The 13,925-nt window shown below is 72.3% G+C and carries 12 protein-coding genes; 6 read left to right on the plus strand and 6 right to left on the minus strand.

Going from position 1 to position 13,925, the window contains the following annotated elements:
• Positions 1-24 precede the first annotated feature (24 nt).
• Genes ABZU32_RS07175 through ABZU32_RS07185 form a run of 3 tightly spaced genes read left to right on the plus strand, consistent with a single transcriptional unit; the run spans position 25 to position 3,445 of the window.
• Positions 25-2,697 (plus strand): nitrate- and nitrite sensing domain-containing protein, encoded by a 2,673-nt coding sequence (locus tag ABZU32_RS07175; protein WP_354918349.1) that lies wholly within the window; start codon positions 25-27, stop codon positions 2,695-2,697.
• A gap of 2 nt (positions 2,698-2,699) precedes the next feature.
• Positions 2,700-3,086, plus strand: coding sequence for a roadblock/LC7 domain-containing protein (locus ABZU32_RS07180; protein WP_354842667.1), 387 nt, complete (start codon positions 2,700-2,702; stop codon positions 3,084-3,086).
• Positions 3,086-3,445, plus strand: coding sequence for a DUF742 domain-containing protein (locus ABZU32_RS07185; RefSeq protein ID WP_354842664.1), 360 nt, complete (start codon positions 3,086-3,088; stop codon positions 3,443-3,445). Before ABZU32_RS07180 ends, ABZU32_RS07185 begins: the two co-directional genes overlap by 1 nt.
• A 130-nt stretch (positions 3,446-3,575) precedes the next feature.
• On the opposite strand, the gene ABZU32_RS07190 is transcribed toward ABZU32_RS07185, so the two are convergent.
• Genes ABZU32_RS07190 through ABZU32_RS07205 form a run of 4 tightly spaced genes read right to left on the minus strand, consistent with a single transcriptional unit; the run spans position 3,576 to position 7,669 of the window.
• A complete protein-coding gene (locus tag ABZU32_RS07190) occupies positions 3,576-4,151 on the minus strand; it encodes an ATP/GTP-binding protein (RefSeq protein WP_354842661.1) in 576 nt (191 codons plus the stop codon).
• Positions 4,132-4,458, minus strand: a complete 327-nt coding sequence (locus tag ABZU32_RS07195; protein WP_354842658.1) for a DUF742 domain-containing protein — start codon at positions 4,456-4,458, stop codon at positions 4,132-4,134. The genes ABZU32_RS07190 and ABZU32_RS07195 overlap by 20 nt, the downstream gene beginning before the upstream one ends.
• 44 nt (positions 4,459-4,502) lie before the next feature.
• Positions 4,503-4,910, minus strand: a complete 408-nt coding sequence (locus ABZU32_RS07200; protein WP_248963046.1) for a roadblock/LC7 domain-containing protein — start codon at positions 4,908-4,910, stop codon at positions 4,503-4,505.
• A complete protein-coding gene (locus ABZU32_RS07205) occupies positions 4,907-7,669 on the minus strand; it encodes a nitrate- and nitrite sensing domain-containing protein (RefSeq protein ID WP_354918352.1) in 2,763 nt (920 codons plus the stop codon). Before ABZU32_RS07205 ends, ABZU32_RS07200 begins: the two co-directional genes overlap by 4 nt.
• A gap of 110 nt (positions 7,670-7,779) precedes the next feature.
• Here ABZU32_RS07205 and ABZU32_RS07210 point away from each other — a divergent pair, with 110 nt between their 5' ends.
• Complete coding sequence (locus tag ABZU32_RS07210) at positions 7,780-8,604, plus strand: SDR family NAD(P)-dependent oxidoreductase (RefSeq protein WP_354918355.1); 825 nt, start codon at positions 7,780-7,782, stop codon at positions 8,602-8,604.
• 58 nt (positions 8,605-8,662) lie between these two features.
• Here ABZU32_RS07210 and ABZU32_RS07215 read toward each other — a convergent pair whose 3' ends face one another.
• Complete coding sequence (locus ABZU32_RS07215; protein ID WP_354918358.1) at positions 8,663-9,832, minus strand: cytochrome P450; 1,170 nt, start codon at positions 9,830-9,832, stop codon at positions 8,663-8,665.
• The gene (locus tag ABZU32_RS07220; RefSeq protein ID WP_354918361.1) at positions 9,825-10,634 is read right to left on the minus strand and encodes a helix-turn-helix domain-containing protein; all 810 of its coding nucleotides are present in this window, start codon (positions 10,632-10,634) and stop codon (positions 9,825-9,827) included. The genes ABZU32_RS07215 and ABZU32_RS07220 overlap by 8 nt, the downstream gene beginning before the upstream one ends.
• Positions 10,635-10,999: 365 nt before the next feature.
• Here ABZU32_RS07220 and ABZU32_RS07225 point away from each other — a divergent pair, with 365 nt between their 5' ends.
• On the plus strand, positions 11,000-12,457 hold the full coding sequence (locus ABZU32_RS07225) for an arabinofuranosidase catalytic domain-containing protein (protein ID WP_354918364.1): 1,458 nt from the start codon (positions 11,000-11,002) through the stop codon (positions 12,455-12,457).
• A gap of 373 nt (positions 12,458-12,830) precedes the next feature.
• Positions 12,831-13,892, plus strand: coding sequence for an acyltransferase family protein (locus ABZU32_RS07230; RefSeq protein WP_354918367.1), 1,062 nt, complete (start codon positions 12,831-12,833; stop codon positions 13,890-13,892).
• Positions 13,893-13,925 lie beyond the last annotated feature (33 nt).

Consider the following 13,925-nt stretch of genomic DNA (forward strand, 5'->3'; position numbering starts at 1 on the left):
CATCCCGCCAACCGATGAGGTGCCATGGCATCGAGCAGGTCCATCAGATTCAAGATCTCCGCTTTGCTCGTGATCCCGCTCCTCTCGCTGACCGCACTCTGGATCTTCGGGACGAGCGTCACCACGCGGGACTCCCTGAACCTGCTCGCCGTGTCGTCGTTGTACGAGGAGATCGGCAACCCCGGCGACCAGTTGACGATCGCCCTCCAGCGTGAGCACCTGCTCTCCGCCGAATACCTCGGCGCCCCCTCGGAACGGACCCAGACCGAGCTGCTGCGCCAGCGCCAGCAGGTCGACCTGCTCCGCCAGCGGATGCGCAGGCTCGCCCTCACCGAGACCGCGCAGTCCAGGCTCTCCACGTCCGAGATGCGCGCGCGGTTCGCCGACGTGATGGCCGTGGTCGACAAGCTCGACGCCACCCGCGCGTCCGTGGACAGCGGGGCCATGGACCTGGTGACGCTGACCCGCGACTACGCGCTGGTGCCCGACGCCATGCAGAAGCTGGTCGTCAGCATGTCGCTCACCGGCGGCCTGGAGCTGTTCCACCAGTCGCAGAGCCTGACCGCGATGGCGTACGCCAAGGACCACCTCTCGCGCGAGCGGGCGCTCGCCGCCGGCGCGATGATCGAGAACCGGCCGCTCAACCCCGGCGAGCTGAGGACCTTCTCCGCGCTGGCCACCACCCGCCGGTTCCTGTTCGACCAGGGGATGGCCGAGCTCGAACCCTCCGTGCGCGCGCCGTTCGCCGCGCTGGCGCGCTCGGAGGAGTACCGGCGCTTCTCCACCCTGGAGAACGACATCGTCCTCGGCGAGGGCCGCACCTTCTCCCACAAGACCTGGCGGACGATCACCGACCGGGTGGAGGGCTCCTACCAGGGCACGCTCACCCGCGCGGGCGCCGCGCTCGCCGCCGGCGCCGAGCCGGTGGCCATGGCCTCCTTCGTGCGGGCCGGCCTCGCGGGCGCGCTCGGGCTCATCGCCGTCGTCAGCTCGCTCCTGGTCGCCTTCCGCGTGGGACGCCGGCTGACCCGGGAGCTCGGCGACCTGCGGACCGCCGCGGCCGACCTGGCGACCGTGCGCCTGCCGCGCGTCGTCGAGCGGCTGCGCGCGGGCGAGGAGGTCGACACCGCCGTGGAGGTGCCGCCGCTGGTCAGCACCGCCACCACCACCGAGGTGCGCGAGCTGACCGCGGCGTTCAGCAGCGTCCAGTGCACCGCCGTGCGGGCCGCCGTCGAGCAGACCCGGCTCCGCGACGCCGTCGGCGAGGCGTTCCGCAACCTCGCCCGGCGCAGCCAGTCGCTGCTCCAGCGGCAGCTCCGGCTCCTGGACGGCATGCAGCGGCACGCCGAGGACCCCGAGACGCTGCGCGACCTGTTCCGGGTCGACCACCTCACCACCCGCATGCGGCGGCACGCCGAGGGCCTGGTCATCCTGTCGGGGGCCTCGCCAGGCCGCACCTTCCGCCAGGAGGTGCCGGTGATGGACGCGCTGCGCGCGGCGGTCGGCGAGGTCGAGGACTACACGCGGGTCCGCGTCCACCCGATGCCCGAGGTGATGATCGTCGGCAACGCGGTCGCCGACGTCATCCACCTGTGCGCGGAGATGATCGAGAACGCCACCTCGTTCTCCCCGCCGAACACCGAGGTCACGGTGAACGGCGAGATGGTGGCGCGGGGCTTCGCCGTCGAGATCGAGGACCGCGGGCTCGGCATGACGGCCGGGGAGCGCGACGCGCTGAACGAGAAGCTGGCGCGTCCTGCCGAGTTCGACCCGGCCGACACCAAGCGCCTGGGCATGTTCGTCATCGGCCGGCTCGCCGCCCGCCACGACATCCGGGTCGAGCTGCGCGCGTCGCCCTACGGGGGCACGACCGCGATCATCCTGCTCCCCGACCGGCTCATCACGATGCCCGAACGGCCGGCGGCCACGCCCGTGCGGCCCACCCCGCCGCCGGCGCGGACCGCGATCCTGCCTCCCGCGCGTGCCAGGTCCTTCTTCGACGAGCGGCCCGCGAGCCCGCCCTCCGGCCTGCCCGTCCGCACCAGAACCGCCCCCGCGACGGAGGCGGCCCGGCCCCAGGAGGCCGCCGATCCGTCCGCGCCGCTGACGCACGACGCCCCCGAGCCGCCCGCGCCCCTGACACAGCGCGCTCCCGAGCCGACCGGCCCGCGATCCTTGGACCCCGGACCGCGCCTGCCGCGGGAGGAGACCTCCGGCCCGGTGGCCCGGCCGTGGCAGGACGCACCGGAACGGGCGGGCGCGGCGCGATCGCCCGATGCGCCCGCGCCGCAGCCGCCGCCCGCGTCCCGCCCGGCGGCGCCGGGCAAGGGGGCCCTCCCGCGGCGCACCCGGCAGGCCAGCCTGGCCCCGCAGCTGCGCCCGCGGAAGGGGCACTCGGACCCGGCCGTGCCCTCGGCCCACGGCGGCCTCGCGCGGGAGGAGCAGCGGGGCAACGGCCATCCCCGGGAGGAACAGCGGGGCAACGGCCACGCATGGGACGAGCAGCGGGGCGACGGCCACTCGCGGGAGGCGGAGCGGGGCGACGGCCACGCGCGGGAGGAGCACGGCGGCTCGGCGGCGGTCGCGGGGACGCCCGTGGAGCGATCGCCCGAGGAGTCCAGAGCGTTGTTCGACTCGCTCCAGCTCGGCTGGCGGCGGGGCAGGGCCGGCGACCGGCCAGACGGTGAGGAGGTGTGACGATGTCGGCCGAACTGCACTGGCTTCTCGACGACTTCGTGGCCCGGGTGACCGACGTGCGGCACGCGATCATCCTGTCCAACGACGGCCTGCGCGTGGCCGCGTCGAGCAGTCTCGAACGCGAGGACGCCGAACACCTGTCGGCCGTCGCGGCGGGCTTCCAGAGCCTGGCCAAGGGCGCCAGCCTGCGGTTCCAGGGCGGCGCGGTCCGTCAGACCATCGTGGAGATGGAGTCGGCGCTTTTGTTCGTCACCTCGGCCGGCAACGGCAGCTGCCTGGCGGTCCTGAGCATGATGCAGGCCGACGCGGGCGTCGTCGCCTACGAGATGGCCCGCCTGGTCGCCGGGGTCGGCCGGCACCTCGGCACCCACCCGAGAGGCGCCGTGTGATGGACGAGCCCGAGGTGATCGACGACGGTCCGGTGGTGCGGCCGTACGCACTCGCCAAGGGCCGGACGCCGCCGCCCGCCGAGGCGTTCGACCTGCTGGCCCACCTCGCCGCCACCGGGACGCCCCCCTCCGGCGCCGACCTGGGCCCCGAGCACCACCGGCTGCTCGGGCTCGTCCAGGAGCCCCGTCCTCTGGTGGAGGTCGCCGCCGACATCGACCTGCCCCTCGGCCTCGTCCGCCTGCTGCTCGCGGATCTGGTGTCCTGCGGCGCCGTCCAGGCCCGCCCGCAGGCGCCGAGCACCCGCAACCCCAGGGCGGCCCTCCTCCAGGAGGTCATCAAGGGCATCCAGGCCCTCTGACCGGAACCGTCCGGGACCCTTCGACCGAGAACCGTCCAGGCCCTGTGACCGAGAACCGGTGCCAAGGTCCGCGGCGGCGTGGAAACCGTCCACCGGGGTCGGCGCGCGGCCGTCGCCGCGCGGCGGGCTCCTACCCGGCGGCGGGGGTGAGGGTGCGAAGGGCGTGCTCGACCAGGGTGACCAGCACGACCTTCGCCGAGGCGCGGCGCCGGACGTCGCACAGGATCACCGGGATGCCCGGGTCCAGGTCGAGCGCGATGCGGACGTCCTCCGGCTCGTGCTGCTCGGCCTCGTCGAAGCAGTTCACCGCGACGATGAAGGGCGTGCCGCGCTGCTCGAAGTAGTCGATGGAGGGAAAGCAGTCGGTCAGGCGCCGGGTGTCGGCCAGGACGACCGCGCCGAGCGCGCCGTAGGACAGCTCGTCCCACATGAACCAGAACCGCTCCTGCCCGGGGGTGCCGAACAGGTACACCACCAGGCCCTCGCGGATGGTGATCCGGCCGAAGTCCATGGCGACCGTCGTGGTGGTCTTGCCTTCCACGCCGTCGATGTCGTCGACGCCGATGCCGCGGTCGGACAGGACCTCTTCGGTGCGCAGGGGGCGGATCTCGCTGATCGCCCCGACCAGCGTGGTCTTCCCCACGCCGAAGCCGCCCGCCACCAGTATCTTGAGGGCGACGGGCTCCTCAGAGTGCTCGTAGGCCATTGATCACTTCCTTGAGAATGCGCTCGTTCGGACGCGGTCCCGCGTGGGCGGGCGGCCGAACGCTGATCATGCCGTGATCGTGGAGATCGCCGAGGAGGACCCGGACCACGCCGAGCGGCAGGTCGATCTCGGAGGCGATGTCCGCGACCGACATCGGCCGGTCGGTGAGCTCGAGGATGCGGAGCTCCTCCGGGCCCAGACCGGCCTCGCCAGTGTAGGGAGACCCGGTCGCCGTGACCATAGCGATCAGGTCAAGATCGTCGGCCGATGAACGGGTGCGGCCGCGGATGAGGGCGTAGGGCCGCACGATCGGCCCCGCCTCCTCGTCGATCCACTGCTCTCCGCGCGTCCTCATGACAATGTCCGCCGGGGGTTGGTCGAGATGTGCTGGCCGACGCGCTTGACGAGCATCGCCATCTCGTAGGCGATGTGGCCCACGTCCGCGTCCGAACTGCTGAGCACCGCCAGGCAGGTCCCGGTGCCGGCGGCGGTCACGAAGAGGAAGGCCGACTCCATCTCGACGATGGTCTGGCGCACCTCGCCGCCGCCGAAGTGACGGCCCGCGCCGCGGGCGAGGCTCTGGAAGCCCGACGCCACGGCCGACAGGTGTTCGGCGTCCTCCCGGCTGAACCCCTTGGACGCGCCGACGACCAGTCCGTCGGTCGAGAGGATGACCGCCTGCCGCACGGCCGCGACCCTGCTGATGAGATCGTCGAGGAGCCAGTTCAGTTCGCCGTTCGACGAGACATTGCCGGTCATTCGTCACCCTTCTCGCCACTCGTCTGCTGTACGTAACCCTCACTATGGTTGCGCAGCTCGTGCTTTTGGTCACCTTCGTCAGGCCGGTCGGTGGCGCTCCGACCGGGCCCCGATGTCCGCCGGGGCAGGGGGTTGGCGACGTCACCCCTGTTCGAGGGCGCTTCGGGCCGGGGTTCGCCCGTCGCGGAACTCTCCGGCACTTCTCGCTCGGCTTCCAGCCGCCCGCGCCGGCCGCCGTGCTGGAAGGCGGAGAACATCGCGCGCGCCTCGTCCGGCGAGCGCTCGGCGGCTCCCGGGGCTCCGGTCGGCTGTCCCGCCTCGCCGGTCGGGGCGGGCAGGGGGGTCGGCGCGGCCAGCGGGCCGGTGTTCTCGCGAAGCTGCGGGGCCATGTTCGCCTGACGCACCCGCCGCGGCAGCCCCCGGTGCGTGCCGTTCGGCGCGCTGGTGCGCGAGGACGGCGTGCCGTTCGAGGCGCCCGGACGCGGTGGCCGGGTGGACGCCTCGCCCCCGTCGCGTGGGGAGGCCTCCCCGGCGCCCTGGGACGACGCCTCGCACGCGTCGCGAGGAGAGGCCGATCCGGCGATCCCGGCGGAGGGCGCGCCCGCCTCCGGGACCGGCGGGGCGCCGGCGTTCGCGGCCCTGCCGCCGTTCAGGGCGATCGGGCCGGTGTCGGCGATGCCGGGGATCACGGTCAGCGCGGGCGGGGCCGGGTCACCGGACCGCTCGTGCGAGGGTGTGAAGAACGGAGATCCGCCGGCCGCGGGCTCGGGGACGGCGGGCCCGGTCACGGGCCTGGACGTCCGGCCGTGCCGCGGCTCGCCGGCGTGCCCCGCGCCGGTCTCGGCCGGGGCCGCGGAACCGCCCGCCGACGGGTCGGCCATCAGGTGCTTGGGGACCAGCACGATGGCCGTCGTGCCGCCGTAGGGGGAGCCGCGCAGCACCACGCTGACGCCGTTGCGCGCGGCGAGCTGGCCGACGACGAACAGCCCGAGCCGGTCGCTGTCGGCCAGGTCGAACTCCGGCGGCTCGGCCAGCCGCTCGTTGACCGCCTTGTACTCCTCCGGGGACAGGCCGAGGCCGCGGTCCTCGATCTCGACGACGAAGCCGTTGCCGACCACGTCACCGCGCACCTGCACCGTGGTCTGCGGCGGCGAGAACATCGTCGCGTTCTCGATCAGCTCGGCGATCAGGTGGATGACGTCGGCGACGACGGCCCCGTTGATGTGCGCGTCCGGCAGGGGATACAGGTTGACCCGGGTGTAGTCCTCCACCTCGGCCACGGCGGCGCGCACGATGTCGACCACGGGCACCGGCTTGCGCCAGGCCCGGCCGGGCGCGGCGCCGGACAGGATGATCAGGCTCTCGGCGTGGCGGCGCATGCGGGTGGTGAGGTGGTCGAGCTGGAACAGGCCCTCCAGCGCCTCCGGCTCGTTCGTGCGGCGTTGCATGGTGTCCAGCAGCCTGAGCTGGCGGTGCAGCAGCCCCTGCTTGCGGCGGGCGAGGTTGAGGAACACCTGGCTGACGCCCTGGCGCAGGGCGGCCTGCTGGACGGCGGCCTCCACGGCGGTGCGCTGCACCGAGCTGAACGCCTGCGCCACGTCGCTGACCTCGGAGGAGTCGCCGCCGGTGATGGGCGGCGCCTCGGTCTCGACGTCGACCTCCTCGCCCTGGCGCAGCCGGTCGACGACGCGCGGCAGCCGGACGTCGGCCAGTTCGCGGGCGGAGTTGCGCAGGTCGGCCAGCTCGCGCACCAGGCGGCGGCCGAATCGCACCGAGATGACGATCGAGGCGATGACCGCCACCAGACCGAGGCCGCCGGCCAGGATGATGCGCATCAGGATGCCGGTGGCGATGGTCTTGGCCCGGTCGGCCAGGACGCGGGTCGCCTTGACGGCGACCTGGTCGAGCGTCGTGGAGAGGTTGTCGATGATCGGCTGCCACTTGCCGAGCGTGTCCGGTAGCGGGCCGCCGGTGTGGATCCTGCCGAAGAGGTCCTGCTCCATGGAGGCGAAGCGCTTGTAGGTCGAGGAGGCGACGACCTCCTCGTAGGGCCTGCGCAGCTCGGGGTCGAGGGCGGCCATGCTCTTGGCCTGCTGGAAGCGCCGGTTGGCGGCCCATTCGGCGAAGGCGGAGAACTCGGGGTGGGTCAGCCCCCCGGAGCGCAGGGCCCCGCCGACCAGCGCGTTCTCCCGCGCGATGATCTCGCGTACGATGCCCATGCCCTGCATCGCCGCGGCCTGCTCGAAGACCGCGAGGTCGGGCACCGAGGTCATGCGGGTGAAGACGGTGAACAGCGCGTCCATGACGCGGTTGTAGGCCTGGATGGTCTCCAGGCGGTTGGACTGCGCGGTGTCGACGTTGGCCCGGATGTTCGGCAGGCCCTGCAGCTCGTCGATCAGGGAGTCGATGGAGTTGCTCATCGCGTCGGTGAGCGCGCCGCGGGCGCCGTCCTCCGTCGCGGCGGCGCGGAACTTCTCCAGGGAGACATCGGTGGTGTGGCGCTGGGCGGCCAGCTTGTTCTGGTCATCGAGCCGCACGCTGAGGGCCTCGGCGGACAGGGCGCGTTCACTCTGAATCTGGAGTCCCAGATCTGTTGAAGTGACGCCCACACTCTGATAGATCGTGTTCGCCCGCATGAGGGCGATGCCATCACCGACGGTCAGATTGAGGACGAACCCCCACAGGGCGCTGAGCGATAGCAACGGCAGAAGCAGCAACGCGAAAATCTTGACTCGGATGGACCGCTTTCGGGAACTCATGGTCACTCCTGCATCGCTTGGAGGCTCTGCCGCATTTGGGGGGAAATGCACCTCCGGAAGATCGCACAGCAGGCTAGCACCGATACAGTTTGCGCGTACTGGAGGATCAGATGATATCTGTCGTTACTGGGGCGAGTGCGGGTATTGGGGCAGCTGCTGCGGAGGCGCTGGCCAGAGCCGGTCACGATGTCGTCATCGTCGGCCGCTCGCGCGCCAAGCTCGATTCCGTCGCCGACCGCGTCGCCGCCGTCTCCGGCCGCCGCCCCGATGTCGCCGTGGCCGACTTCACCTCCTTCGAGGACGTCACCCGCCTGGCCGCCGACCTGCTGGACCGCTACGAGCGCATCGACGTGCTGGCCAACAACGCCGGCGTCATGTCCGCCAAGCGGCGGACGACCCGCGACGGGCACGAGGTGATGGCGCAGGTCAACCACCTGTCGCCGTTCCTGCTGACCAACCTGCTGCTCGACCGGATCACCGCGTCCGGCGGCAGGGTGGTCACCACCTCCTCCGCCGCCGCGCGCACCGGCCGGCTCGACCCCCGCGACATCGACCGCGCGCACCGGCGGTGGTCCGCCTGGCTGCAGTACGGCGACACCAAGCAGGCCAACGTGCTGTTCACCGTCGAACTCGCCAGGCGGGGAGTGAACGCCACCTGCTTCCACCCCGGCGTCGTCAAGACGGGGTTCGCGCCCGACAGCCTCTACATGAAGGCGGTGCTGATGGTCCCCGGCGTCGCCCGCTCGCCCGAGCAGGCCGCGAGCACGCTCGTCCACCTGGCCACCACGCCCGACGGCGTCGAGCACTCCGGCCGCTTCTTCGCCAAGAGCGCGCTCGCCTCGGCGAGCAGGTCCATGACCGACCCCACCCTGGCCGCCGCCCTCTGGGACACCAGCCGCGCCGCCACCGGCCTGTCCACCCCCGACCGCACCTGACCGCACCTGACGACGGCCCGCGTCGCGCCACCGGCCCGGCCCGGGCGCCGGCCTCCCCCTACGGGGCGGCCAGCGCCAGATCGAGCACGTCGATGCCGACCGGAGTGCGCCCGGTCGTGATCCGGCTCACCGACCACGGTGCGGGAAAGCGGTCCAGCAGCGCGCGCACCGCGATCACGGCCTGGTGCCGGGCCAGGTGCGCGCCGAGACAGAAGTGCGCGCCGTGGCCGAAGGAAAGGTGCTCGTTGGGCGTCCGGCCGGGCCGGAACTCGTGCGGCTCGGCGAACACCCGGGGGTCCCGGTTGGCCGACAGGACCATGGCGACCACGCGCCGGCCGGTGTCGATGGCGTGCCCGGCGATGCCGGCCGGGCCGGTGGTGAACCGGTCGGTGCCGCCGACCGGGGGCAGGAACCGCAGCACCTCCTCGACGGCGCCGGGTACCAGGGCGGGGTCGGCGCGCAGCCGGGCCAGTGCGCCGGGGTGGGCCGCCAGGCACAGCACGGTGTTGACCAGCAGGGTCCTTGTGCTCTCGTGGCCGTTGACGAGCAGGAGCGTGCAGAAGTCGAGCAGCTCCTCCTCCGACAGCCGGCCGCCGTCCGGCTCGGCGGCCAGCAGAGTGCCGATCACGTCGCCTCGGGGCCGGGCGCGGTGCTCGGCGAACACCTCCCGCAGGTACTCGCCGAGTTTGGCGCGTGCGGTGCGGAAGGCGGCCCGGCGCGCCGGGTCCTCGGTGAACGAGCCGGCGAAGGAGGTGATCGCCTCGCTCCAGCGCACGAAGTCGGCCTGCCGGTCCGCCCGGACCCCGAGCAGCGCGGCGATGGTGCGCACCGGCAACGGGTGGCCGAGCCGGCCGATCACGTCGAGCTCGCAGTCCACATCGGTCAGCAGCGTCCGCGCGGTGCCGGCGATCGAGGGCAGGAGCGCCTGGATCGCGCGGGGCGTGAAGGCCCGGCCGACCAGACGGCGCAGCACGTGGTGCCGGGGCGGGTCCATCGCGGACAGGCCGCCGAGAAGCGGATTGTCCCGGTGCGGCACGGGCCGGGCGCTGTAGCGCAGTTCGTCGGAGGAGAACACCGAGTGGTCGGTGAGAACCCGCCTCACCTCGGCGTGACCGTGGACCACCCAGGCGCCCAGCGGTTCGACGAAACGCACCCCGTCCCCGGCGGTACCGTCCCGTGCGGTCTCCCGGTACCAGTCGAGGAGCTCCCCGACAGCGTCATCAGCCATGCGTCGAGTGTCGTGGCCCCCGGCCGGCCGGGGCTTGGAGAAAACGGACGTCCGGCAGCAACGTGGCCGGCGGCGCCCCCACGGCGTGCCGGAACTCGGCGAGCAGGTGTGACTGGTCGTAGCAGCCGCTGCGCACGGCGATGTCCGCCCAGTCGGGGCGCTCCCCCTTGGCCACCGCGACGCGCGCGGCGGCGAGCGCGTGGTGCAGCCGGACCACCCGCACGTAGGACTTGGGCCGCAGCCCGACCGCCACCCCGAACCGCCGCCGCAGGTGCCGCCCGGACAACCCCGCTCGGGCGGCATGCCGGTCCACCGGCGCGCCCGGCTCCGCGTGCATGGCCGCCAGCACGATGAGCACGCGCTCGTCCACCTGGCATCGCCCGGCCCGCGCCCGCACCAACGCCAACGCCCCGCGCAGCCGTTCGCTCACCGACCCGCCCAGCCGCCCGCTCGCCGACCCGCCGAGCCCTTCGGCCGTCGCCTCGCCGAGCCGTTCGGTCGCCGCCCCGTCAAGCTGCCCGACCTCGAGCGGCACCCCGGTCAGCGGCACCTCGTCGGCCGCCATCCCGAACAGTCCGGTCACCGTCCCCGGTCGCAACCGCACCCCTACCAACGGCCCGCCCTCAGGCAGCGCCCCTTGCCGGACCCGCGTCTCCGGCCCGGCCAGCCGGCACGCCCCGTCGGGCATGACCAGCAGGTCGACGGTGGGATGCGGCAACCCTCTCGGCACCGTGTCGCCGTCGAGCACCCAGGTCGCGGCCACGAGGTGGGTCAGGTCGGCAGGGACGGGCAATGCGGTCACCCGTGTAGTCAACCCGGTGGCCGCCGCCTTCGCCAGCGACCAACCGGACGCGGGCTCGGCCCAAGGACGGCAGTGGGTGAGGCGGGCGGCTCACCATCCGGCGGCCCGCGATGAAAGTTTCACGACATCTCATCGCAACAGCGCCGAACGCGCCACGGGAAGAGCCAGGCGGCGCGCTGACGGCACCCCCGAGGCGTCCGGGAGATTCGATCCGCCTTCTTGACGCCGGGGCCCTCAGTGCATTGACTCCGCACTATCCCGTCAACAGCGAATCGGTTCGATCGGGGATGGATGTTAACGCTAACATTCCTGAACAGGCTGCTGTGGCGGTGCCGTCCCATGATCCCTGATCGAGAGAAGAAGGCATGATGCTGTTCGGAAGCCTGAGAAGGGCGCTCGCGACCGGGGCGAGCGCGTTGCTCGCCACAGTCTGCCTGGTCGGCGGTGGCACGGCCCGGGCCGCCACCACCGGCCCGTGTGACATCTACGCCGCGGGCGGTACGCCGTGTGTGGCGGCGCACAGCACGACCCGTGCGCTGTACGGCGCCTACAACGGCCCGCTGTACCAGGTCAGGCGCGCCTCGGACAACACCACTCGCGACATCGGCGTCCAGAGCGCGGGCGGCGTCGTCGACGCCGCCGCCCAGGACTCGTTCTGCTCCGGCACGACCTGCCTCATCACCATCCTTTACGACCAGTCCGGCCGCAACAACCGCCTCACCCAGGCGCCCCCCGGCTACTGGAAGGGTCCGGCCGCGGGCGGATGGGACAACCTCGCGAACGCGACCGCCGCGCCGATCACCATCGGCGGCCAGAAGGCCTACGGCGTCCGCGTGGAGCCCGGCACCGGCTACCGCAACAACAACACCAACGGTGTGGCGACCGGCGACCAGCCGGAGGGCATCTACGCGGTCGTCGACGGCACGCACTACAACCAGTGGTGCTGCTTCGACTACGGCAACGCGCAGACCGACGGCCAGGCCGACGCCCCTGCCATCATGGAGACCGTCTACTTCGGCGCCGACAAGCAGTGGGGCTACGGGGACGGAGCCGGCCCCTGGATCATGGCCGACCTGGAGTGGGGGCTGTTCTCCGGGGTGAACGCGGGCCACAACACCCTCGCGTCGATCAACCACCGTTTCGTCACGGCCATGGTCAAGGGCGAGCCGAACCATTGGGCGATCCGGGGCGGCGACGCGCAGTCGGGCGGCCTGACGAACTACTTCGACGGACGGCGCCCCAACGGCTACAACCCGATGAAGAAGGAAGGCGCCATCCTGCTCGGCATCGGCGGCGACAACAGCGTCTCCGGCCGCGGCACCTTCTTCGAGGGCGTGCTGACCTCCGGCTATCCGACCGCCGCCACCGAGAACGCCGTCCAGGCCAACATCACCGCCGCGGGCTACGCGCCGGCGGGCGGCGGCAACCCGCAGCAGGGCTCCCAGATCGTGGGCGGCCAGTCGGGCCGGTGCGTCGACGTGCCGAACTCCAGCACCACCAACGGCACCCAGGTGCAGATCTGGGACTGCGGGAGCGGCACCAACCAGCGGTTCACCTCCACCTCGGGCAAGCAGTTGCAGGTGTACGGCAACAAGTGCCTGGACGCCAACGGGGGCGGTACCGCCAACGGCACCCAGGTGATCATCTGGGACTGCAACGGCCAGGCCAACCAGCAGTGGAACGTCAACTCCAACGGCACCATCACCGGCGTGCAGTCCGGCCTGTGCCTGGACGCCAACGCGGCCGGCACCGCCAACGGCACGAAACTCATCCTGTGGGCCTGCAACGGACAGGCCAACCAGCGGTGGACGCTGCGCAGCTGAGCTTCGGCCGCGCGGTGTCCGCCCTCCCGTGATCGCCGCGGCGAGAGATCGGACCACAACAAAGATCATTCTGTCGGGAGCTCCGAGCCCGTTCGGTCGTTTCGGCGTACCGATGCCCGACGCGGGCCCGGCTTCCCTGTCGTCCCCTACCCGCTACCCCGGGTAGGGGACGATCTCCTGCCGCGACGTCCGTCACGGACCGAGCGCCACAGGTGGGCGGTCACACCTGCACCGCCCACCTGCCGGCCGGGCGGGACCGTCCACTCCTGTGACGACGACCGGGCCTGTACGGCCGGGGGGTGTCGCACTGTTCGCCCAAGGGTCATCCGCCGTTCAACGGGTTCCCAGGCCGTCTCGTTAGGGTGCGTGGGCTGTGACCGCCGCCACCCCCGCCGTTCCGGCCCTGCCCGACGCCCCGGCCACCGCCGTCCGCGCGGCCAGGGCCGCCCGGGACCCGTTCCTGGACAACGCCAAGTACCTGGCGATCCTCCTCGTCGTGATGGGGCACCTCATCGAGGACCTGCGGGACGTCCCGGCCGCGCACGCCATCTACTTCTTCGGCTACACCTTCCACATGCCGCTGTTCATCACGCTGAGCGGCTACCTGTCGCGGAACTTCACCTTCTCGCCGGGCAAGGCGCGCAAGCTGATCACCCAGCTCGCGCTGCCGTACGTGATCTTCGAGCTCGCATACTCGCTGCCGCGCCTGGTCATGTACGGCAAGCTCGACATCAGCCTGCTCGACCCGTACTACCTCACCTGGTTTCTGATGTCGCTGTTCATGTGGCGGCTGTCGACCCCGGTGTGGCAGCAGCTCCGCCGGCCGCTCGCCGTGGCGGTGGGGTTGTCCCTGCTCGGCGGCATGAGCGAGTTGCCCGACGAGCTGTCGATGAACCGCACGCTCGGCCTGCTGCCCTTCTACGTGCTGGGGCTGATGATCCGTCCCGAGCACCTGGAGCTCCTCAAGCGCCCGTGGGTGCGGGTGGCCGGCGCCGTGCTCCTGGTGGCGGGGCTGGTGGTCGCGTTCGCCGTGCACGCCGACATCGCGACCGAGTGGATCCGCTGGCGGCACAGCAACGCCAAGATCGGCGTGAACGACCTCACGGGCAGTGTGATCCGGCTGGCGATGCTGTCGGCGGGCGCGGTGCTGGTGGCCGCGTTCCTGGCCGTCACGCCCGCGCGCCGCACCTGGTTCTCCGGGCTCGGCGCGGCCACGATGTACGCGTACCTGCTGCACGGCTTCGCGGTGAAGGTGCTGGAGAGGTACGACGCGGGGCTGCGCACCCCGTGGGGCGTCGCCCTGGTGGCCGCGTTCGGCGTGGTCCTGGCCACCGTGCTGTGCACGCCGCCGGTGCGCCGCCTGTTCCGCTGGGCCGTGGAGCCGGACCTGTCGTGGGCCTTCACCGCCATCCGCCGCCCCCGGCCCTCACGCTGACCTCGTCCGGTTCGTGCCGGGGTCACCTCCGGG

It is taken from the genome of Sphaerisporangium sp. NPDC005288 (assembly GCF_040607475.1).
Lineage (GTDB): Bacteria > Actinomycetota > Actinomycetes > Streptosporangiales > Streptosporangiaceae > Sphaerisporangium > Sphaerisporangium rhizosphaerae.